Consider the following 21,696-nt stretch of genomic DNA (forward strand, 5'->3'; position numbering starts at 1 on the left):
CGCTAGTTACTTGCAGTATTTTTTGGATTTGAGGCGAATACAATTACCAGAAACGGTTCCTGAAAAGTCCTTATCAACGTTACCTTTATGCATTTCTCGACGACCTTTCATCACTGCTTGGCTTGTAATATTTAAATATATAGTGCTTCCTGAAGCAGACCAGACACCTTCTCTTATTTCAATGCTACCGTCTTTACGTACTCTTTGCCAGTAAGCATCACCATTATGTCCCAAATCTAGGGTATAAGAGCCAGAACCTCTTGCGCTATAACTTCCTACATAGTCACTGTTGACACTTGCACAAGAAGCTAGTAGTATTGTGCAAATAATCATCGCATAAATTTTTTTCATAATACATATACCTTTCGTAATATTTTCAACAAGTACTACAATTGTATGAAATATGGCGAATCATCAATTGCATTTTGGTTTATAATACCAAATTGTGTAAAGCGGAGTGCAATATAAATTTTATGATATTGTTAGATGTTTCTTTTAGAAAGCTAGTTAGAGGAGAAAATACTGAATAAAATTTTTAGAACAACAATCACAGATGAGTTAAAAAGCAATACTCTTTACAATGGTTGTGCCATTTATACAAAGTATCAAGATAATCTTGAAAATTCCAAATTCAATGACTGCAGTTTTCGCGATCATATTTCGATCAAGCAGCTGTCGGGTTGCGAATTTAATAGCTGTAGCTTTAATAGCTTACAAATCGGAATTATGCAAAGAACTAGGTTTTACGACGGACGCATTGATTTTTTGAGATTAGACAAAGGCAAGGCGGATTATCTACTGGTTAATGCGACTATTGATAGATTTCTTCTCTACCAAACATATGAGTTCTACGAAATAAAAAAAATTTTACAAATAGACATTGTCAATGAAGTAACAGCTAGTAATATACGCGGACTAGTGACTATTCTCTACGATTATTTAGAGTACAAAAACTCAAAAGTAATCATTTGCACCAAGTATCCTTCTCTGTTGACAAACTCGAACATTTTTAATGCTGTATATGACTCTTACATAAAAAAAGGTCGCCATCTTAATTTGGTACAGAAGAGTACTAATATATCTTAAGTTAATTGGTTTTGGTTATTTTTGCATTTTCACATTAAACGAATCAAGGATTCCCAATGCTTTGGAATTGTTTTGCTGTTTATAGTGTTTCTGTAGACGTTCTACTACTTGTTGTTGTTTTTGTATTGCACTTTGCGATTTTTGCATTTGGCTAGCAATTTGCAAAAGCTTTGAAAAATAAAGTTCTAATTGCGAAATAGAAGATGCTAAAAGTGTAAAATCTTTTGCCGTTTTTTCTTCCAAACGAATTGCCTTATAAATTTGGCGATATCCTTGAGAAAGATTATTGTGCTTTTCCTCTAGGAGTCCTATTTTAAAATGAACAATACTATAATAATTTTTTTTATTCAATTCTTTATATAAATCAAGTACTTTCCAATACATCTCACTGGCTTTATAGTAATCCTGCGCTGCTATGCTATCAGCATAAGCTATATACTGTTGCGCGGCTTGCAATTTGCTTGAAATATTGCCTTTTTCATAAAGATTGTTAGCATCTTTTAGTTTATAAAATAAATGCTTCTCAAATAATTTTTGTGATTTGCGTTCATCTTTTTCTATTTCACTTGCTATTTTATAAGTTGTACTACTTTTATCGAAAGTGTCTTTTGATCGTGAGAAAGCTTCTGCGGCTTGAATGACATACTTTATTTTTTGTGTATGTTTGTGTAGTGTTTCGCATATAGAGCCTAGAGCCAACCATTCTTTTCCTTTTTCATAATAATTTGCAGCTTCAATTCCCCATTTTTCATACAACACTTGTTCTTCTCGGTTCCATGAATTTAGTATTTCTCGGTAACAATTCGCGGCTTTAACATATTCACCTACTTGTTTATAACAAAAAGCTGTTCTAATCTGAGCTTTTCTTGTATGTTGGGCAAAACTGGTATAATACTTTGCTGCTAATATCCAGTTTCGTTTGTGTTCCAATTCTTCTCCTATATGCCAAATTTCATGCCAATACTTATCGTGATTTTCATTGTCGCAAGATACAGCTCCTATATAACTTGCTGCTATTTGAATTTTGTCATTAGCTTTGTAATAGCTTTTTGCCGCTTTCAAAAATGCTTGTAATTTAATATCTTTGTCTTGTAACTGTTGTGCAATAGAAAAATATAAATCTCCTGCCTCTTGCCATTTATCTTCTTTTTCTAATTGAGCACCATTTTTCCAAACTTTATCAGCGTTCACGTATATACTAAAAATAAGACATAAAAATATCGAAAGTTTATACATACTACCCCTCCTCTGGTTTTACTACGAGATCTTGAATTAAGCAAGTCGCAAAAAGTTTTTAAGAGCACGCAGCGTAGAATTTGAGTGTCATAGTGGCGTTGAGCCTTCGGTTACATAGCTACAGTTATGTGCCTCTCAGGATCTCCTTCTTTGACACTCAAATTCTATGCTGACTTGAAACGTGCTCAAAAACTTTTTGCGACTCACTTAACTATATTGATTCAAGATGTTAGCACAACAAGCACAATACTGTCAATATTGTACAATCCGACCTTAAGTTTTCTGTATACTACAAAAACATATAATTTTTATAATGAAAATATTTTGAAAATTATATTGCTTTTTTCCTTACAATAGAGTACTCTGTATAACAAAGTACTTTATTATAGGAGGATTTATGAAAAAGCATCAGAAACAGCTAATAGCGGTAATTATATTAACAATGTTCGCTGATTTTTTATTTTATTACCAAGTTATTGGTGGTATGTCTTTGTCTTTGTATAATTTGGCTATTCTTGTTTGTATTGCCTTTTGCGAAGAGAAATTTTATCGCGACAAGAAAGTGATAGCAATCGCACTTATAAATATTACCCTTATTATTGCAAGTATAATTCATGCCAATTTTTGGTCTATATCTCTTAGCGTTTTGTCATTATTCAGTATAATGATCGTAATTCACAGCGGTTGGTTAGCGAGTACTATCAAATGGATTGAGCAGTGGTTTTTCAGCACTCTTTTTTTTCTATTCAGCTGGATTGACGATATGCATTTTTTCGTGAACTGGGTATCCAAACTACCTGAAAAAAATATAATAGGGTGGATAATAGCCATAGTGTTTAGTGGGATTTTTGTATTACTATTTGCTATTGCCAACCCTATTATTGAAGTTTGGGTAAACCACTTGCAAAAAGTTGAATTGTTTGGTACAGATCGTTTTATATTTTGGTGTTTATTTGCTTTGTTTAGTTGGTCTTTTTTAAGATTGACAAAAAAAAGAATGCTACAAGAGTTTATAGACCTCACAGAAGCAAATGACGAAAACGTTGAAGAGAACAACGATCGAATAAACGTCGAAGATAGCAATGATAAAGAAAACGATGAAAACGTTGGAGAGAACAATGATAATAAGGAAGTAGTTCTAGTAACACTACCTATTTTTACACCTAACACTACTGTTCTATGCTTACGTATGTTCAACATTGTTTTTGCCATACAAACAGTTCTTGACATTATCTATTTATGGGGAGGAAGCGCTCTTCCTGAGGGGATGTCTTATGCTGAGTACGCTCATCGCGGTTCGTATCCTCTAATTTTTACCGTGCTACTCGCAGCAGTATTTGTGCTGATAACTTTTCGCAAAAAGCGCGAAGACGATATGGATGCAGCACGTTTTTGGGTGTATATTTGGTTAATACAGAACGTTTTTCTAGTTATTTCGTCTGTGTTGCGTTTAGACCTATATATAGAATTCTACCACCTTACGAGGTGGCGTATTGCGGCCTTAATTTGGATGGGACTTATTGCTGTAGGTTTATTATTTATCCTTATTCGTATTATAAAAGATTATTCTAACCTATGGTTAATTAATATTAATTTTATCGCTGTACTTTGCGTCTTCTATTTATGCGCTTTTGTTAATTTTGATGCTTACATTGCAAATTACAACGTGGCTAATGTGGAAAACACCGATATTGTTGTTGACGTTGAATATTTAGAAAATTTAGGTATTGAAAGTTTACCAGCTTTGTACAATCTCAAGGAAAAAGGGTATAATGTTGAAGAATCGATAAAACGCTTACGAGAAAAACTTATTCTCGAAATGAGCAATTGGCGTAGTTGGTCTTATTACAATGCGTCTGTTTACAATTTACACGTCAAATAAACTAATGGTGTGTCATCATTCAAAATATTGTGTGTTTTTTCGAGCCCGAGCCCGTTTCCGAAACTTTCACTAACAATTTATCAAAGAAGCAAAGTTTTTTTTTCCATCGCAAAAAACTAGTATTGAACCAATAAATCACTTTCTGTCGCTCTCAAAAGTTTTCGGGCGCGGGCTCGCAAACGGGCTCGAGCTCAATACTACTGGCGTATCATTAAATGAATCCGTTATATTTTTATCTGCATTGAATGATGGCACGCCCTAATGGTGTGTTGATATTGTCAAATCGATTGAAAGTAGTTTGATTGATTTGACAATATCTTAACATCAAATAAGGATGTTTTGAATGCAAAGAACAGTGAAATCAAAGATGCTGTGAGAAGCACAACTAAATTTGCGAACTCTCTTTAGAATATATCTAGGCAACAATCCAATTTCTATAAATTCCCAAGGAATTTATCTGACGTGTATTCTAAATTTTCATTTTTTTTTCATAATTCCTTAAGGACTTTTTCATTTTTGCTGTCTACAATAATAAGTGATTCATTGGAAGTTTTATTAGAGAAATCACAATAATTTTGTAGGAGGTAATCATGGTGATATATTTTTTCATAACAGTTTCTGTATTATTTTGCGCATGCCAATCTTACCAACCGCAGCCTATAATTCCAACTCAATCGTTGGAAAAAATTGATTCGTCACGTAAGGCAATGTTGACTGATCGTTTGGAAACGCAGCAACCTGTTCATCAACAATTTACTTTCCTCAAAGCAGTAAAAATTCTTGGAACAAACAGCCCAATCTTAAAAGAAGTGCGTGCAGAGTATAAAAAAATTAAAGACATCGCTGCGATCAATACGCCGCTTCCAAATCCTCGGCTTGAACTTGGAGCTCTTATTGGAACGCAACTTGGAAATGACAGTGGTGGCAGGGTTCAACCCCTTGTTGCATTTGGCTTTACCATACCTTTAAGTAGTCGACTTACTAAACAAGATGAGGTTAATACTGCTGCGGCAAAGTATGCTTACCTACGCTATGTTTTGCAACATCGTAGTGAATACCTCAAATTGCGAAAAATTTATATCGACCTATTATTTTTGGAAGAACATCGCAAACTACATGACCGTATTATAAACACAGTGAATAATAGCTCGTCTATTACTAAAGAACTTGTCGCAGCAGGAGTAACTACCGCCTTCGATGTTGGAATCATTGAGTTAGAAGTTTTACAAAAGAGCGCGCAATTAAAAAAAATTGAACGTCAAATATTGCAGTTAAAAGGAAAGCTTTCTGAAATTTTAGGAATTAATAGCAAATTCTTTCAATTTACACAACCACAAATTTATCCACAATTACCATCAAAAATGCCATCAGTAGAACAATTAAAAAAAATTCTTCTCAGCAACCATCCACAGTTAGCTCTTTTACGCGCCTCTCATGAAATTGTAGAAAAACGATTACACCTTGAAATTACCAAACAAACACCTGATCTTATAGTATCTCCTTCTTTTGAAGGGGATCCTGGAGAAGATCGCAATGTTTGGGGAGTTTCTGTTCGTTTTCCAGTGCCTATTTTTGATAAAAATCAAGTAGCCATAAAATCACAAGAAGGACAACGACGTGTTATTAAAACCAAATACGATAGTACTCTAAACAGGGCTCTTGCAAGAATGGAAGCTTCCCATGCAGATTATGTACTGCAAAAAAATAGGCATAATCAAGCTAAAGTTATTAGCAAGAAAGCGCAAGAAAATGTGGAATTGGCTCTAGAAATATTAAAGCGTGGTGAATTAAATTTTATTCGCTATATTGACACGGAACGTTCTCTTGCTAATTCGTTACTTGAAATGCATTCAGCCAAAAAAGCCATGTACTACGCGTGGATGGAAGTAGAGAAAATTATTGGAATGCCCCTATCGCTTCTTCCCCAAGAACAAGAACAAGAACAAGAACAAGGAGCAACTACAATTAAAGATTTATTCTCTCCAGCGAAAGGAGTTCAAGAATGAAAAAAATACTATCAACTACTCTTTTGAGTTTGCTCTGTGCTAGCATAGGATTAGCAGGAGGCTGGTTTGTAGGAATGGGAAAATCTCAAAGTTTTGAAAGTGAAAAGCACAATGACCATACTGACCACAATGTAGTACCATCCCTTTCAGAAAAAGCTCTTAAAAATATGGGAATCGTCGTTCGCGAAGTTAATTTAACTAGCTTTAGTAAATATGAGAGTATTCCTGCTATAGTCGAAGAACTTCCAAGCACTGAACAACCTATTTTTGCACCAATAAGTGGGCGTATTTCGCGAATATTTATACGCGAACAACAAATGGTTTCGCAAAAACAAACATTATTCTCTTTAGTACGAAGTAAACTTCCGCGTGCAGAACTCAACCTAACACAAGATATTCTTCAGTCAGCAACGAAAGAATTTCATGAATCTTTTATTGAATTTCGCCGGATAATCAAAAGTATAGAAATACTGGAAAAGGAGCGCTCTCGTCTTCAACAATACAGTAACAGTAAAAACAACAAATATCCCCTGATTCCGAAAAAGAAACTCATTGAAATACAATATGAAATTGATCGCGCTAAGAACGAAGAAAATATTATAATCGAAAATTTATTACGGCACGGAATATCACGTCAGCAAATTGAATCAGGCAAATCAGGGGAATTTCCGCATTTTAATGTTAAAGTATGGAAGCAAGCGTTAGAGCACCACGGTTTATGGAATTCTTTGGCAGAAAATTTATATAGTATGCTCCCTAAAAAATTGCAATCCATTCATTGGACAATGGCGACAACTGGTGAATTAGTCGCATCGGGTTTTATTCACAAAAATCTAATTCGATGGTTTGATAAAAATCCCGCTGCCACTAAACATTTTTTAGAAATAGGTGGCTTACTGCAACATGGTTATACATTAGATAAAATTGATTATCTATATAAACACAACATTTTTGTCAATCAAGTTAAAATCATTACTCCTAAGTTTGCAAAGGATTGGGATGTTTATAAAGTTTTAGTTAAAAAACAACAGCTAGTTTCCGAAGGAGAGCGTTTAGCCATTCTCAAAAATAATAGGCAAATGTATTTAGTGATAAAACCACAAGGTAGTGAACGCATTACCATTCTAGACGCTGTAGAAAAAAAACTTACCCTTGTGGGACATCCTCTTTTAGAAGGTGAAGGTCCTAAACTTGACAATTTGATTATTGATAACGCAACAAGTGATCCACAAACAGGGCTTATGAGTGCGTACATTCGTTTACAAAATAAAGAACATGCCATTCGTCGTATAAATAAGAATACAAGTACAAGAACGTGGAAAATACGTGCAAAACAGAAGTATGTAATACGTGTACCAACAAAAGTTTTTGAAAAAGTATATGTTTTCCCCAAAGATGCTCTTGCTGAAAATGGAAATAAAAAAGTGGTTTTTTTACAAAATGGTGATGTCTTTAAGCCCCTAGAAGTAGAAGTTCTTTATCAAGATCATGAAGTTGTTGTGGTGAGTAATAACGCCGATATTTTTCCTGGTGATCCAATTGTTCACTATGGTGCTTTTGCGTTGGAGTTAGCTATTAAATCAGCTGAAGGAACCGATGAAAATGCAGGGCATGGACACGCACATTAGGAGAGTAATATGTTAAATAGAATTATCGCTTTTTCATTAAAAAATCGCATACTCGTTATCTTCGCTTCACTTTTTATCGCGGTTTACGGTACATTTATTGCTTTTACGATGCCTGTTGACGTTTTACCTGATCTCAATCGACCAACAGTTACGGTTGTGACCGAAGTTCACTCCTTAGTTCCTGAGGATGTCGAACGCCTCATCACTATTCCTCTAGAACAGGTTTTTAATGGTGCAACTGGTGTCGAAAGAGTAAGATCATCCTCAGGGCTGGGAATTTCGATTATTATCGTTGAATTTGAGTGGGATACCGATATTTATCGCAATCGCCAAATTGTGCAGGAAAAAATTCAATTAGCAAAGAGCAAGCTTCCTAAAGAGGCAAATCCACAAATGGCTCCTATATCAAGTATTATGGGACAAATTCAACTTGTTGGTATACAAAGCAAGACAATAAAAACTACCGAATTACGCGCTTTAGTCGATTATAAAATCAAATATCGTTTACTTGCCATTCCAGGTATTTCGCAAATCATTTCCATTGGTGGTGCTCCAAGACAATTGCAAGTTATTGTTAACTCTGATCGCATGCGTGCTTTTGACGTAACCCTTGCCGAGGTAGCCAAGGCCGTTGAAAAAGCAAATATAAATTCCGCGGGTGGATTTATAAATATCGGTGCTAAAGGTCCTTCAATTACTGTAACGGGACGTATTATTGATAAAAAGCAACTGCAAAAAGCGGTAGTTCGTTTTGATAAAATACGACCTATTACCATAAACGATGTAGCGATGGTTGAATTTGGGCCTGCAGCTATTCGTGTTGGAGACGCCGGTATCAACGCTTATGAAGGTGTCATTATGGGGATTTTTAAGCAACCTGGAACCGACACTGTCGCTGTTACCGAAAAAATAAACAAGGAGCTACTTTCACTACAAAAAGGTTTATCAAAAGACATTACCATTGTTCCCGATATTTTTCAACAGTCTATTTTTATTGAACGAGCAATACACAATGTTGTCGAAGCGGTACGCGACGGAGGTGCTTTAGTATTTTTAGTATTGTTTTTGTTTTTAATGAGTATAAGAACGACATTTATTACCCTGACTGCGATCCCATTGTCGGTTGCAATAACCACGATTATTTTCGATCTATTTGGACTTTCAATTAATACAATGACCTTAGGAGGTTTAGCTGTCGCGATTGGTGCTCTTGTCGATGATGCTATTGTCGATGTTGAAAATGTTTATCGACGTTTGCGCGAGAATGCAGTTCTTACGCAACCAAAACATCCTTTATGGGTTATATTTCGCGCCTCTAGTGAAGTTAGAAAACCTATTCTTTTCGGAACACTTCTCGTTATTGTCGTTTATTTGCCCCTTTTCTTTCTTGCCGGTTTAGAAGGACGCTTGTTTGTACCAATAGGAATTGCTTATATTCTAAGTGTTGCTTCCTCACTTATTGTAGCACTAACTATAACCCCTATACTTTGTTATTATTTACTATCGACCAAAAATGAAAAAGCAAAAGGCGACACTTGGGTTGTCCGCAAGTTGAAAAATCTAACAGGTACAGTAATATCTTTTAGTATTCGCAACCATAGCAGTGTGTTAGCGGTATTTTTAGTTACAGTGCTTGTTGGCCTCTTTTTACTGATAAATAGTGGTTCGCAATTTTTACCACCATTCAACGAAGGTGTTGCACAAGTAAATATGTATTTACCACCAGAAGTGGCACTTAAAACTTCTAACGATTTTGGAAAACGCTTAGAGAAAATATTAGTATCTGTTCCTGGAGTACACAACATTGGCAGAAGAACAGGTCGTTCAGAGAATGATGAGATTGCTCACGGAGTCAATATCACCGAAATTTTTGTAACATTTGATCCGAAAGCCAATTTATCGCGTAATGAAGTTGTTGCTGATATACGTCAAAAGCTAAAAAAAGAGTTTCCTGGAATTCCTTCAGAAGTTGACCAACCTCTTTCACATATGCTTTCTCACATGCTTTCAGGTGTAAAAGCACAAGTGGCTATTAAAACTTATGGACAAGATTTGGAAACACTACGTTCTATTGCCAAAAAAATTGAAAGTGCTATAAAACCAATACCTGGAGTTGTTGATTTGTACGTCGAGCAGCAAGTTCTTGTTGATCACATAGTAATTGAACCTCGCCGCGAACAATTAACAAAGCTTGGTGTTAGTGTAGAAGAAATCGCAGAATTTGTTGAATTGGCGATGGAAGGCGAAGAAGTATCGCGTATGCAAATAGGCTCATTCACTTATCCTATTATTGTAAGACTCAAATACCAAAAAAGGCAAAATCTAGATGATATTCGCAAGTTAAAGGTGCGCACCGAAAATGGAGCACTGTTACGTCTTTCTGATTTGGCAAATGTTTACCTAGGTAAAACGCCCAATAATATTAACCGCGAAAATGTATCGCGATTAATTGTAGTACAACACAATGTTGCAGGTCGCTCTCTTGGTGAAGTTATTGCTGATATACAACAAGCACTTAAGCCACTTAGAGAAGAGTTAGCTAAAACAACAGGGTACTCTATTCGAATTGGTGGTCAGTACGCAGCGCAAATCAGTGCAACTAAGCGCATTTTTATTCTTAGTTTTGTGTCACTAATTATTATGTTTTTAGTGCTATATGCTCACTTTAAATCGGCAAGTTTTGCCGTTCTTGTGCTTACCAGTATTCCCATGGCTTTTGTAGGTGCAATGCTTTATATTGTTCTTAGTAATCAAGATATTTCTGTAGCAACAATGGTCGGACTCATTTCTCTGGGTGGAATTGCTGCTCGAAACTCAATTCTGTTGTTAGATCGCTATGTGCATCTTATGCGTGATGATAAGATGGCATTTAGCCCACAGATGATTATTCAAGCTGGTAAGGAAAGAATGGTGCCAGTTATCATGACTGCTTTAACAAGTGGAATTGCATTAGTCCCTATAGCTTTGGCTCCAGGAGAACCAGGACGCGAAATATTATACCCTGTTGCCACAGTAATCATTGGTGGGTTAATATCGGCTACTATACTTGATTTTATTGTCGTTCCTGCTCTTTTTTGGATGTTTGGCAAACCAGCAGCGGAAAAAATGGCAATTGTTCCTGAAGTATATGATGCTGCCACCGAAGAGATGTCACTTGCTTTTCAAAATCCACAACAGTAAACTCAATTTTATGACCCAAAATGCGAAAAAAGAATCTCTAGTACAAAAAATCATCAAATCAAAAATATTGCGAGAAATACAACCAAGTACAGTTCATCTTGGTTGTTTCTATCTTGAAGAGATAGGATCATTCTTGACTATTTTTCGAGCTTGTCTACGCTGTAAACTTAGCTTCTTGTATTATTTGGATTGAGTAGTTTGAGTGATGATATGATCGTTTCTATTAAATTCGTAACGAACTTCTATCTATAATTTATTCTCTTAAATTAAAATTGACAAATAGTTTCATTCTGATATAGTTGTGCCATGCAACTGTTTCTTTTTGCAATTATTTAATTGACTATTTTGTTGGAGAAATAAAATGATCGATATGTTAGAAGTTGTTTCCTCTGTGCGCCAATCTTCACGTGGGATGATTAGAGAACTAGGTTTGCTAGCAGGTAAACACCAACAATTAGAAATGACCTATTCCGAAGGGCATGCTCTTTTAGAAGTAGAAAAACACAAAATGCTTACAATTGGCGACTTGGCAAAAATTTTACAACTAGATAAGTCAACGATGAGTCGTGTTGCATATGAGTTGATTCAAAGAAAATGTTTAGAGTATAGTCAAAACCCTAATGATCGACGTCAAAAATTAGTTATTTTAACAGAAGAAGGACAAAATCAAGTTGATGCGATCAATGAAGTGGCCAATAATCATGTACAAAAAGCACTGAATATACTGACAGTACATGAGCAAAAAACCGTGGAACAAGGCTTATCACTTTACGCAAAAGCCCTTGCAAATTGCCGCCAAGAAGAGGAATTTATCGTTCGTTCTCTTACCAAAGAAGATAATGGAGCGATGTCTTCTATCGTTCGTCGCGTTTTAGCTGAATTTGAATTTTCAGGACCAGGAACGGCGGCTGATGACGATGAACTTAACGATATGTTCACAACATATAATAAATCTAGTGCACAATATTTTGTTGCTGAAAAAGAAGGGCGAGTGATTGGCGGAGGGGGTTTTGCAACACTTAAAGGTGAAACAAATATTTGCGAACTACAAAAAATGTACCTGCTTCCCGAAGCACGTGGACTGGGTTTGGGCGAAAAGCTACTGAAGATGTGTTTAGAAAAAGCCAAAGAATCTGGATTTGAAAAATGCTATCTTGAAACGGCTTTTGCAATGGATAAGGCGAGAAATCTATACAAAAAACTTGGCTTTACACCTTTAAAAAAGCCAATAGGAAATACGGGACACTTCCGCTGTGAGTGTTGGTATATAAAGGAACTGTAAAATATGCACTGGATACACTATGCTGTTATTGCTATGGTGAGTCATTCGGTATTGATGGTTATTTTAAAAAAAATAACCATTTCTGGATTACAGACTGAGATTATTAATTTTTATTTTTTGCTATCTACGACAATGATGATGTTTTGTTTTGCAGTCACCAGGAATTCGCGTTTTAAAATACCCACAAATTTAGTAATTTGGTTTGTGGTGTTGGGATTCGTTGCATTTTTTTACAACTATTTTACGATAAAAGCCATTAGCATAGCGCCAAATCCAGGATATGTTGTTGGAATTCTTTCTTGTAATATCGTCATTGTTACAATTGTTGGTTCTGTACTATTTGGTAGTCCTCTAACCGCAACTAAGATCGCTGGTATTACAATGATGTTTTGCGGTTCACTGCTGATTACTGTAGTTTGAGAGTGTTATAAATAGCTCTTTTCTCTTAAAACTCTAAAGTTAAGTTTAGATCTATCTTACAATAATATTTCAGTGATTCCTAGGGGACTTGAGCAACTCTCTTCTTTACGAAGTTTAGATCTATCTTACAATAATATTTCAGTAATCTCAAAAGAACTTGTACAGATCCCATTTTTGGAATATCTATACCTAAATAATAACCAAATTTTCGCAAATTCCGAAAGAACTTGCGCGATTTCCTCCTCTAGGACAACTAAACTTAAATAATAATCAAATTTCCAAGATTCCAGAAGACATTGCTCAGTTGCTTTCTGTACAAAAACTCTTAATAAGAGATCTTCTAGACCCAGAAAACAACTAAATTAAAAAGTAACGAGAACTTTTTGAGCTCTCTTCTTTACAAAATCTTGACCTGAGTCATAATGAAATTCTATTGTTCAAAAGAATTTAGCTCTTTTCTTTATGCTCTAAATTTAAATAACAATCGGATTTCTGTTACTCTAAAGGAACTTGGACTAGAAGTCTTAAACCTAAGTGACAATCAGATTTCTATCATTTCAAAAGGATTTGCGTCGTTCTCTTCTTTAGAAGGGTATCATAAATCAGTTAATTTTCACTGGAAAATTAACTAATCCGCGAAAACCTAAGTCTTTTCGCCACTGCAATTCCGAACAATCTAGCTCTATGTTCTCTATTTTTTGTAGCAGTGTGTTAACAGCATACTTTCCTTCTAAGCGCGCAAGAGCTGCTCCTATACAAAAGTGGCTAGAATAACCAAAAGCCAAGTGTTTGTGCTTCTTTCGAGTAATATCAAATTTCTGAGGGTTTGAAAATTTTTGAGAATCGCGGTTTCCTGAACCGATAACAAGCATAACCGCTTGCCCTTTTTTGATATGGTGACCTGCAAATTCAATATTTTCCTTTGCTATTCGGTTGTTCCACTGCACAGGACTATCAAAGCGTAACATTTCTTCTACTGCAGGTGCGATAAGTGTCGGATCATTGCGCAGTTTTTGCATTTCGCTGTCGTGATTTAATAATGCCAACATACCATTGCCAATCAGATTTGTCGTTGTTTCGTGACCTCCAAACAATAGTAAACTACAAGTAGCTAATATTTCCTCTTCGCCTAAAATTTCGTTTTGCTCTTCGGCATGTATAAGAAGACTGATCAGATCATCTTGAGGATTTTTGCGACGCTCTTTAACAATTTTTCGAAAATATTCATTTTGTTCAGATATATACTTGTTGGCATTTATAGCTATTTGTGAAGTAAAACTTGGTGCGCCGAGAATAGCAGCAATTCCATCCGACCAAACTTTTAATAAATCGCGATCTTCTTCTGGTATTCCAAGTAACCGCGCAATGACAATTACAGGTAGTGGATAAGCAAAATCACCTATGATATCAAATTGACCTTTTTCAACAAATGAATCGACTAATTCTTCAGTAATGATTTTGATATCTGATTTTAATGTATCTATGTACTTAGGGGTAAAAACTTTGCTTATAAGAGATCTTATTCTCGTGTGAGCAGGCGCATCCAAAAACAACATCCATAAAGATAAAGAACTAGATAAAGGATTCATTTTTCCGCGAATTTCTTCAGGAATACGTTTCATTATTAAAGGTACTCGCTGCGATGAAAGACGCTTGTCTTTGTAAAAAGTTATAATATCATCATAACCCATAATCATCCACAGTTTGAACATTTCATTCCAGTGCACTGGCTCGTTGTTTAAAATTCCCTCGTAGCAAGGGTACGGATTAGCGAAAATTTCTGAATCTAGTGGATTGTATTGTATAAATTTAGTCATAGCAAAATCCTAAAAATTATCTTACTTAGGTTGTTTTTTTCGGCCCACAGCAATATCATAAAAAGTTGCAAGTGGTAGAATGTGATTTTTATAAAAACTATTGGCCATTTCAAGTCGAAATAGCCACGCTTCGTCGATAGTGTTCTCTGCCAACAAATATTTTATACGAAGTACTTGCGTTTTTTGTCCAGGCCGGTCCAAGCGACCCTTCATCTGCGGAAGTTTATCAGGTTCAGGAGGTCTTGTTACGATTGTGCTGTAAGAGATTAAGTCGTTAAGTCCGTAAGTACCTTCTGCATATGAGACAACAACATGTTTTTTTGACTTGTCGGGGTAACGAGAAACGTTTGGAATTTTTTCAGCTATATCATTAGCTTCTTCTTTACTTTTAGCATAAATTAGCGCTTTTTCCGTTTTTTCTAGCTGCGATATAATTGAAGAAAAACAATTTATATAATCAAAATGTTTGTGCAAATATTTGCTTAACGCAATATAAACTTGCTGAGAAGAGAGACTTTCAGAGGCAATTTCAGAGTATTCCTGGCGCATTTTTGACGGCAGTGGAAATTTGCGAGTTGCTGTTATCCATTTTTTAGATTCTTTTGGTATATGACAAATAATCGACTCGCTCAGTATTGTATCTAAGTATACTTTTTGTTCTGGAAGTCCGCTACGTAACATTTTTAACATATAAAAAAGTTTATCAAATCGCGAGCGAAAAAAAGTTGCGCTCATCATAATAACACCGTATTGCGACGAAATAACTTGTCTCCAAGCTTCTTCTGTTTGCAAAGCATTCTTATTTTGCACTGATAGACATTCATCGATCACAACTAACTGCCATAAATTTTGTAGTGGGTGATTGCGCATTCGTCCAAGAGTCGTGATCACAATTGAATTTGCTTGAATTTGAGCGCTTAATTTACCATTTGCATCTTGCGCAATATAGTGGAAGTTTTTGGTATGTTTGTAAATCTCATCTTTCCACGTTTTATATAATTTTTCGGTAGGTAGTAGTACTAAAAACCCGCGATAATTGTTTTCCTCAATGTTGTGGTGTAATATTTTACTCAAAACAGCTAAAGCAGTTAAAGTTTTTCCTGCTCCAACGTTTGATGCATCACCGTAACCTTTTTTTCCTGCGTTTATTAATCCATGTGCAATTTCATTACTCGCACTTTTCTGGTGATCCCACAACGTTGTTGTTATTTCAGAAGTTATAGTTGATGTTGTTGATGTTTGTTGTTCTGCAAACGCTAAAGTGTTTAAGCAGCTTTTTAGGTGTAGATAGGCTGAGGTATTTTTATTGATAACAAACTTATATTTTCCTCTAAGAGTGATGCACTCAGGATATAAAAAACTTAGAAAATTGAAAATTCTCAGTAATGTTCCTTCATATAGATAACTGATCGATTCGTGTAGTCTTTTTCCGTTGCGATCAATCGGTCCAATCAGTACTTCATTGTTAAAATTATTATGCATTTTTACAATGACATTTCGCCACACAACAGGAGGAAGTGGGGAACTCAGAGCCAATTGTTTCCAATCATAGACATTAAAATTTTGTGTTTTCTTGCGCGCACGATGGATAGAGCGCAATTTATGATTAATTTTAGAGTTGCTTTCAATAATATATAAACTCTGTTTTACGATTTTTTCAAAGTGATCTGGAAGTTGGTCATGGTTTACACTGTTGAGAGAAACTAAAATCGGTGCTGCATTAAATGCGTTTAATGAGATTCCTTCGACAAAAAACAAAATTTCATTTTCAAAATTTTTGTTATCGCTGTGCTGCAATTCGACCCGAATATTTACTTTGTTTTTATTTTGCCATATCCACTTAAAACCTGGAGGAGCTGCAGGAATTGTAATTTGCCGATCAACTGCCATGTGTTTAACATAGTGTAATTCGGCTTCGAATCTTTGCTTTCCACTAAGAAATATGTTTTTTCTTTTAACCTTACAAGGCTTTTTTGCGCTTCCTGCAACTACAATTTCTGCGGACTTAAATTTGCCTACTGTTGGAAGAGTAACTTTTTGTCCAAATATCATTTGAAAAGCAATACGATTTTCTCTCGCATTTGGCTTCTCACCAGAGCTTTCTTTACTTTTTGATTTTACAAAATCAAATTCGTATTTTGTGGCACAAATTAGATGCTCCTGAGTATCTTGAAGAGTCTTAAGAATTTGAATTTGTTCTTTGTCCACAGGAGAAATCGTTTTATTTCTAACATTTTTAGAAGAAGAATAATCCCAAATAAAATTTACTAACCCCTTTGTTGTATGATTTTTCAAGTGGTGCGGCACAAAAGGAAGATTTGCTTGGACTTGTAAAACAAGACCTGGCAAGCAGTGCATATCATAGGAAGCTCGTTTTGTTTCAAATGCAATTTTTGGACAACTTTGTGTTTGTAATTCTTGCTTATTTAAAAGCATTTTACTTGGCCACTTAGATAAATAGTCTATACTTTTAAGTAAAAGTTTGCGATCTCCTTCCATCATTGGCATTGTTTTGAGGGCAACAATCATACTATTTTCATTGCGATTTAATTCAAAGGTTTTTTGTTCAATATCGACATTCTTTTCCTTGCCATTTTTCCATGGCCAATTTTGCCCTTTGTTATCTTTGTTTTGCACAAGAAGAACTGTATCGGTAATTTTTTCAATAATCGCAGGGATTAATTGTATGCTCGCGTCAAAATGTGTAAGTACAGATAAACAAGCTAAATCTAATAGGCCGAGATAACCATCTCTCTCTTCATAAGGTTCAACATCTTCCAAAATGGTGATGAAAAGTCGCCATACCAGTTGCCGCGAACCACTTACTCGTGCAAATTGATATTCTGGTAGGCTATAGGACGGCGAATATGCGAGTTTATTGGCAACCTCTACGGCTAAATTTGCTGCTCCGCGACCGCGGCGAATAGCTTTTTGTAAAGTAGAAACTAAAAGACCAACATTCTCACTACGTTCGTAAACAGGAGAGCAACAAACTTGTTCTATATCACAAGCAATAATTATTTTTAGAGAGTGATGAGTAATGGCAGGTAAATACTGTGCGCTTCGCGATTTTTGCAACCATAGTTGATATTGTTTTTGCTCTACAAAGTCATGAACTTGTGTTTTTAACTTGTTGTTAACATATGTTATTTCAATAGCTATTTGTGGTGCAAAGTCATATAGAAAATTATTGAGAGTTTGCCAACAGTAGTCTTCGCGAACTCTCATGCTATAACTACAACAAAAGGTAACAGGTGCTTTGCCTTTGCGCCAATCAAGAGTATCCATTTCGCGATGCAAATGTTGTGCATTTACAAAGACACGTTCTAGCCATTCTTCAGGAACAACACTATGTCCAGCTTTTGATTTACCAATAGACTTGACTTTTAAAGGCACATCTATTGGTTGATGCCTCGAACGTAAAACCCATTTTTTTAACTCAGAACACTCTATCCTACAAGATTTTTTTATATACTCTTGCGGAACCACAAATTCGTTTTTTTGTAACCAGATTTTTAGTACTTCGTAGAGGATACCCAAGTGATTTTGTTCTTTTTGCACTTCCTGTTTTAAATTAAGAACAAGTAAAGCGCTGTCAATATCATTGTCAGACAAAAAAAGTATTGCTTTTGCTACACGTATATTGGTAAGAAGAGGTTTTATATCTTCAAGGACTTCTACTGCCACACCATGGAATTCTCCATTTCGCTTGCGAATGGCAACTTGACCTTTTTTCAAACCTTTATTCGCCACGTCATTAACAGTCTTACCATCCTCAGTTGCAGCTTTATAAGTAGGCTTTGTTTCTCTTCTAACAGCTAAAGCGAGTTCTTTTTCTGTCATAAAACTACCTTTCGTATAGTTATTTACTCTGTTTCGTCATCAACATTCGCATTATTTGCGAGAAGTTTTTCACGAAGAACTTCTAGTCCTTGCTCTAGATTTTCATACAGAGGAATGTTGTATCTCGCAGCAACTATTTCTACATTACCACGTCGCCAGAAATTTTTTGAGCAAACCAAAACTATATTGTCGCGGACTGCGTGTAAACCTAACTCTAACAAAGTAATTGGAGATTTGCCATCTGGAGCAAAGTACATTAAGATGTGTGTGGCGCTGTCGAGTTGGTCTAGCTCCCACTCGACTTGTTCTTTAAACTGAGGATCTTCAATAGATTGTTTCCATGAAGAATCCCAATCGTCGCGGCGTGGGTTGAATACAAGTATGTCTAAATCTTTAAGGGCATTTTCTGCGGTAATTTGCCAGTTAACACTTGCACCACCATCAATGCTTCCAGCAAGAAAAACTGATTTTTTATTACTCCACTCAACTTTCTGAGGTGCTTTTATGATTTGTGCCATCGTATATCCTTTTTATAAGTTACTTATAAGTTACGGCAATTGTGTGATCAACGTTATTATTTATTTAGAATAACATTTTTATAGATATAGCGCACATAAAAAAAAACAACCCCTTAAACTCTTGTTTTACAAGGAATAAGGGGTTTATGAATGGTTAATTCAAAGCATGTTTTTCATACCTAATTTTCTCCATAAAATCAGGAAGTCCCTAATCCCTTTTTTTTAAAGAGTTAATTCAATTTGTTGTTGTTTTGTTTACACTATCAAATATCATTTTCCTGTGAAAAAAAAGACATAAATTGTATAATGTGGCTCACATATGGCGCACAAATTTTCACAAATTTCATAGGCAATAGGGGATAGTAAAATGGCGCATAGATTTCGTAGTAAATGGCGTGGCTCAGTACGACACAATGGACAAAAATTCCAAAAGACTTTTTCAACAAAAAAACTAGCTCAAATATGGGAAGGTCAGAAAAAATATGATCTAGAAAAAAAAGAAATTGGAATTGATATTGAAGACTCTCTAAGTATAGATAATTTATCAAATCAGTATTTAAAGTTTTGCCGCGAGTTTAAGAAGTTGCGATCCGCGATAAGAGAAGAGCAGTCTATCAAAAAATTCTTGGAGTTCTGCGGGAAAAAATTGATATTTACTTGTAGTGATATAGAACGAAAAACTTGGAAGAAATACGCAGATTATAGAAAAGACGTTTCTAACACTACTATAAATTTTGACCTCAAAACAATAAACAGAATGTTCAAATGGGCAATGGAAGAAGAATTAGTAACCAAAAATCCATTTGCATCATTTAAAAGTTTGCCTGTAGCACAAGCAAACAAACCACAATATTTAACTCCCAAAGAAATAATCAAGCTTCGCGAATTCATGCAAAATCACAACCATTACAAAACTTTAGATGGTATTTTTTATGTTTTGATAGCAACCGGAATACGTTGCGATGAACTTTGTAACATTAAAGAAAAAGATGTTGATGTTGAAAATAGAAAATTATACATACCTTCAGAAAACACAAAAGCAAACTATGCACGGGTTATTCCTCTTAACGATGAGTGCATCAAGATACTCAATAAAGAAATAGAAAAGAAGAATGATTTTTTGTTTTCTACAAATACAGGCAAGAAAAATGTTAGAACTGGAGTTGGATCGCGTTTTCGCGCTATGATAAAAGCCGTGAAAAAAATTGGATTATTGAGCAAAGATAAAAATTACAAACTGCATAACTGTAGAAGTACTTATATTAGTAATCTATTGATGGCAGGTGTGGAGCCTCAAAAAATTATGAATATCGTTGGCCACAAAAAATGGTCAACGATGCAAAAATATTTGCATCTTGCACCAGAATATGGAATTGATATTATTGAGAAATTGCCCTATTAGAATAAGATAAACTTAATCACAAAAATGGTGAAACAGATTAGAAATCTGTTCTAATTTTGAAACACTGAAAGCCACAAGTAACTCGCGAATAATTACTTGTGGCTTTTTTGTTTTGTCCCATTATATCACTGGTTCCATTGTGGGTCAGTATTTTTATTACTTGGAAATTTTTTGATGCCGAGAATAGCTTCATGTGAGTATAATTTAATGTAAAGATGCATAACGAGGGTGTGTCTCTTTCACTTTATTAACTTCTAGACCTAAAATACAATGAAAGGTTTTTAATGAAACCGATAACGAAAGGAAGCGGAGACGAGATATTTACACTCTACGTTCCTCTTCATGTTAATGATGATGTTGTTTTGGATATTCATATTTTGATAAAGCATTTAAATGAATTAATAAATAACGCTTGTGTAGAAAGTGTTGAAGGTAGAGGAATGAGTATCCTAAAATTCTCAGGTATAACATCTTATGATAGAGCAGATAAATTGTTTCAACAGGTAAAGAGAACATTTTCCTACTTAATAATAGAATGTGATACTTCTATACAGATAGAAGACTCTCTGAGCAATGCTAGTCAAAAATCTATGAGTTTTCATGCCTCTTGGCAGGAAGCAATAGATGCAGGATGGAGTGGTGATAAAGAAACCGCTTCTATAAAAACAGATGGAATTGCCGACATCACGTCTCCAGTGATTGTTTCTGAGCAAAAAAAAATCGTCGACTGGGGAGGATGCGTTGGTCGTATTCAAAAGCCTATCAAATATGAACTTTTACCAAAAGCTATAGAATATTCCAAAGATGAAACTCCAGCGAATGATCAACAAGGTGAGCTTGCGCTACAAGCATATATTAATGCTATTTCAACTGGTAATATACTTTTGAGAATCCTTAGTTTGGTAACATGCTTAGAAATACTTGCAGAATGTAAGGAAAAAAGTGAAAAGCATAAGGAAATGGTAAAGAAAGCTATCAAGGCGATAAAGAATATAGAGTGTTTGAATGAAGAAGACATCAAGATCCGCGAGTCTATCATATCAAGAGTAGGGGTACTAAAAAAACAATCAATTAAAGAAAGCCTTGATAGTATCATTGATACGAACAAAACCTGTATATCTACATCGTTGCCGATTGATCACCCATACAAAAACAATCTTTGTGATGCAGTACGGAATATGTACAAGCTCCGCAGTGAAATTGCTCACAAAGCTAGTTTAGGGAAATACGACCAAAAAGAAGTTAGTAGGCTGTATCAATTTACCCGCTGCGCAGCTAAAGTATTACTGAAGAAAAAATTAAATTTTGTATAGTTCTCAACTGAAAGATACTTTTCCCTATTGTGTATCTTTCGCGAATTCAGTTATAACGATTCAAAAATAAAGCTTTTATTCAA

Annotated in this window: 15 protein-coding genes and 1 pseudogene; 11 read left to right on the forward strand and 5 right to left on the reverse strand. The window is 35.2% G+C overall.

The window, feature by feature from the left end; all coding sequences use genetic code 11:
* Positions 1-6: 6 nt before the first annotated feature.
* Entirely contained in the window at positions 7-351 is a 345-nt protein-coding gene (locus tag UABHE_RS21695) for a hypothetical protein (protein WP_372365384.1), read from the reverse strand.
* 375 nt (positions 352-726) lie between these two features.
* Here UABHE_RS21695 and UABHE_RS21700 point away from each other — a divergent pair, with 375 nt between their 5' ends.
* A complete protein-coding gene (locus tag UABHE_RS21700) occupies positions 727-1,086 on the forward strand; it encodes a hypothetical protein (RefSeq protein ID WP_372365385.1) in 360 nt (119 codons plus the stop codon).
* 15 nt (positions 1,087-1,101) lie between these two features.
* Here UABHE_RS21700 and UABHE_RS21705 read toward each other — a convergent pair whose 3' ends face one another.
* On the reverse strand, positions 1,102-2,322 hold the full coding sequence (locus tag UABHE_RS21705) for a hypothetical protein (protein WP_372365386.1): 1,221 nt from the start codon (positions 2,320-2,322) through the stop codon (positions 1,102-1,104).
* 397 nt (positions 2,323-2,719) lie between these two features.
* Here UABHE_RS21705 and UABHE_RS21710 point away from each other — a divergent pair, with 397 nt between their 5' ends.
* The 8 genes and pseudogenes from UABHE_RS21710 to UABHE_RS21745 all read left to right on the forward strand — a co-directional run bounded on the left by UABHE_RS21710 (position 2,720) and on the right by UABHE_RS21745 (position 13,352).
* On the forward strand, positions 2,720-4,204 hold the full coding sequence (locus UABHE_RS21710; RefSeq protein WP_372365387.1) for a DUF4173 domain-containing protein: 1,485 nt from the start codon (positions 2,720-2,722) through the stop codon (positions 4,202-4,204).
* A 590-nt stretch (positions 4,205-4,794) separates the two neighbouring features.
* The gene (locus tag UABHE_RS21715; protein WP_372365389.1) at positions 4,795-6,210 is read left to right on the forward strand and encodes a TolC family protein; all 1,416 of its coding nucleotides are present in this window, start codon (positions 4,795-4,797) and stop codon (positions 6,208-6,210) included.
* Entirely contained in the window at positions 6,207-7,838 is a 1,632-nt protein-coding gene (locus UABHE_RS21720; RefSeq protein ID WP_372365390.1) for a hypothetical protein, read from the forward strand. The genes UABHE_RS21715 and UABHE_RS21720 overlap by 4 nt, the downstream gene beginning before the upstream one ends.
* Before the next feature lie 9 nt (positions 7,839-7,847).
* On the forward strand, positions 7,848-11,018 hold the full coding sequence (locus UABHE_RS21725) for an efflux RND transporter permease subunit (RefSeq protein ID WP_372365391.1): 3,171 nt from the start codon (positions 7,848-7,850) through the stop codon (positions 11,016-11,018).
* A 361-nt stretch (positions 11,019-11,379) separates the two neighbouring features.
* Positions 11,380-12,300, forward strand: coding sequence for a GNAT family N-acetyltransferase (locus UABHE_RS21730; protein ID WP_372365393.1), 921 nt, complete (start codon positions 11,380-11,382; stop codon positions 12,298-12,300).
* A gap of 3 nt (positions 12,301-12,303) precedes the next feature.
* Entirely contained in the window at positions 12,304-12,720 is a 417-nt protein-coding gene (locus UABHE_RS21735) for an EamA family transporter (RefSeq protein ID WP_372365394.1), read from the forward strand.
* A 54-nt stretch (positions 12,721-12,774) separates the two neighbouring features.
* Positions 12,775-12,987, forward strand: a pseudogene (locus UABHE_RS21740) (leucine-rich repeat domain-containing protein); the annotation flags it as partial.
* A 155-nt stretch (positions 12,988-13,142) separates the two neighbouring features.
* Positions 13,143-13,352, forward strand: a complete 210-nt coding sequence (locus UABHE_RS21745) for a hypothetical protein (RefSeq protein WP_372365395.1) — start codon at positions 13,143-13,145, stop codon at positions 13,350-13,352.
* Here UABHE_RS21745 and UABHE_RS21750 read toward each other — a convergent pair.
* From UABHE_RS21750 to UABHE_RS21760, 3 genes are read right to left on the reverse strand one after another with little or no spacing between them, the layout of a single operon-like run.
* Positions 13,323-14,537 (reverse strand): cytochrome P450, encoded by a 1,215-nt coding sequence (locus UABHE_RS21750; RefSeq protein WP_372365396.1) that lies wholly within the window; start codon positions 14,535-14,537, stop codon positions 13,323-13,325. The two genes, UABHE_RS21745 and UABHE_RS21750, sit on opposite strands and share 30 nt — an antisense overlap.
* A 21-nt stretch (positions 14,538-14,558) precedes the next feature.
* Complete coding sequence (locus UABHE_RS21755) at positions 14,559-18,380, reverse strand: DEAD/DEAH box helicase family protein (RefSeq protein WP_372365397.1); 3,822 nt, start codon at positions 18,378-18,380, stop codon at positions 14,559-14,561.
* Between the two features lie 23 nt (positions 18,381-18,403).
* Entirely contained in the window at positions 18,404-18,898 is a 495-nt protein-coding gene (locus UABHE_RS21760; protein ID WP_372365398.1) for a nucleoside 2-deoxyribosyltransferase domain-containing protein, read from the reverse strand.
* A gap of 367 nt (positions 18,899-19,265) precedes the next feature.
* Between UABHE_RS21760 and UABHE_RS21765 the strand changes: the two genes are divergently transcribed.
* The gene (locus UABHE_RS21765) at positions 19,266-20,300 is read left to right on the forward strand and encodes a tyrosine-type recombinase/integrase (protein ID WP_372365399.1); all 1,035 of its coding nucleotides are present in this window, start codon (positions 19,266-19,268) and stop codon (positions 20,298-20,300) included.
* A gap of 284 nt (positions 20,301-20,584) precedes the next feature.
* Positions 20,585-21,613 carry a hypothetical protein gene (locus tag UABHE_RS21770; protein ID WP_372365400.1) on the forward strand — a complete coding sequence of 343 codons (1,029 nt, stop codon included), beginning with the start codon at positions 20,585-20,587 and terminating at the stop codon, positions 21,611-21,613.
* Positions 21,614-21,696 lie beyond the last annotated feature (83 nt).

The sequence above is a fragment of the Candidatus Uabimicrobium helgolandensis genome (assembly GCF_041508025.1).
In the GTDB taxonomy this organism is placed as follows: Bacteria; Planctomycetota; Uabimicrobiia; order Uabimicrobiales; family Uabimicrobiaceae; genus Uabimicrobium; species Uabimicrobium helgolandensis.

Excerpts from the sequence above, each read along its gene's own strand:
- UABHE_RS21695 (WP_372365384.1), bottom strand. The coding sequence starts at position 351 with ATGAAAAAAATTTATGCGATGATTATTTGCACAATACTACTAGCTTCT.
- UABHE_RS21700 (WP_372365385.1), top strand. The coding sequence starts at position 727 with ATGCAAAGAACTAGGTTTTACGACGGACGCATTGATTTTTTGAGATTA.
- UABHE_RS21705 (WP_372365386.1), bottom strand. The coding sequence starts at position 2,322 with ATGTATAAACTTTCGATATTTTTATGTCTTATTTTTAGTATATACGTG.
- UABHE_RS21710 (WP_372365387.1), top strand. The coding sequence starts at position 2,720 with ATGAAAAAGCATCAGAAACAGCTAATAGCGGTAATTATATTAACAATG.
- UABHE_RS21715 (WP_372365389.1), top strand. The coding sequence starts at position 4,795 with ATGGTGATATATTTTTTCATAACAGTTTCTGTATTATTTTGCGCATGC.
- UABHE_RS21720 (WP_372365390.1), top strand. The coding sequence starts at position 6,207 with ATGAAAAAAATACTATCAACTACTCTTTTGAGTTTGCTCTGTGCTAGC.
- UABHE_RS21725 (WP_372365391.1), top strand. The coding sequence starts at position 7,848 with ATGTTAAATAGAATTATCGCTTTTTCATTAAAAAATCGCATACTCGTT.
- UABHE_RS21730 (WP_372365393.1), top strand. The coding sequence starts at position 11,380 with ATGATCGATATGTTAGAAGTTGTTTCCTCTGTGCGCCAATCTTCACGT.
- UABHE_RS21735 (WP_372365394.1), top strand. The coding sequence starts at position 12,304 with ATGCACTGGATACACTATGCTGTTATTGCTATGGTGAGTCATTCGGTA.
- UABHE_RS21745 (WP_372365395.1), top strand. The coding sequence starts at position 13,143 with ATGAAATTCTATTGTTCAAAAGAATTTAGCTCTTTTCTTTATGCTCTA.
- UABHE_RS21750 (WP_372365396.1), bottom strand. The coding sequence starts at position 14,537 with ATGACTAAATTTATACAATACAATCCACTAGATTCAGAAATTTTCGCT.
- UABHE_RS21755 (WP_372365397.1), bottom strand. The coding sequence starts at position 18,380 with ATGACAGAAAAAGAACTCGCTTTAGCTGTTAGAAGAGAAACAAAGCCT.
- UABHE_RS21760 (WP_372365398.1), bottom strand. The coding sequence starts at position 18,898 with ATGGCACAAATCATAAAAGCACCTCAGAAAGTTGAGTGGAGTAATAAA.
- UABHE_RS21765 (WP_372365399.1), top strand. The coding sequence starts at position 19,266 with ATGGCGCATAGATTTCGTAGTAAATGGCGTGGCTCAGTACGACACAAT.
- UABHE_RS21770 (WP_372365400.1), top strand. The coding sequence starts at position 20,585 with ATGAAACCGATAACGAAAGGAAGCGGAGACGAGATATTTACACTCTAC.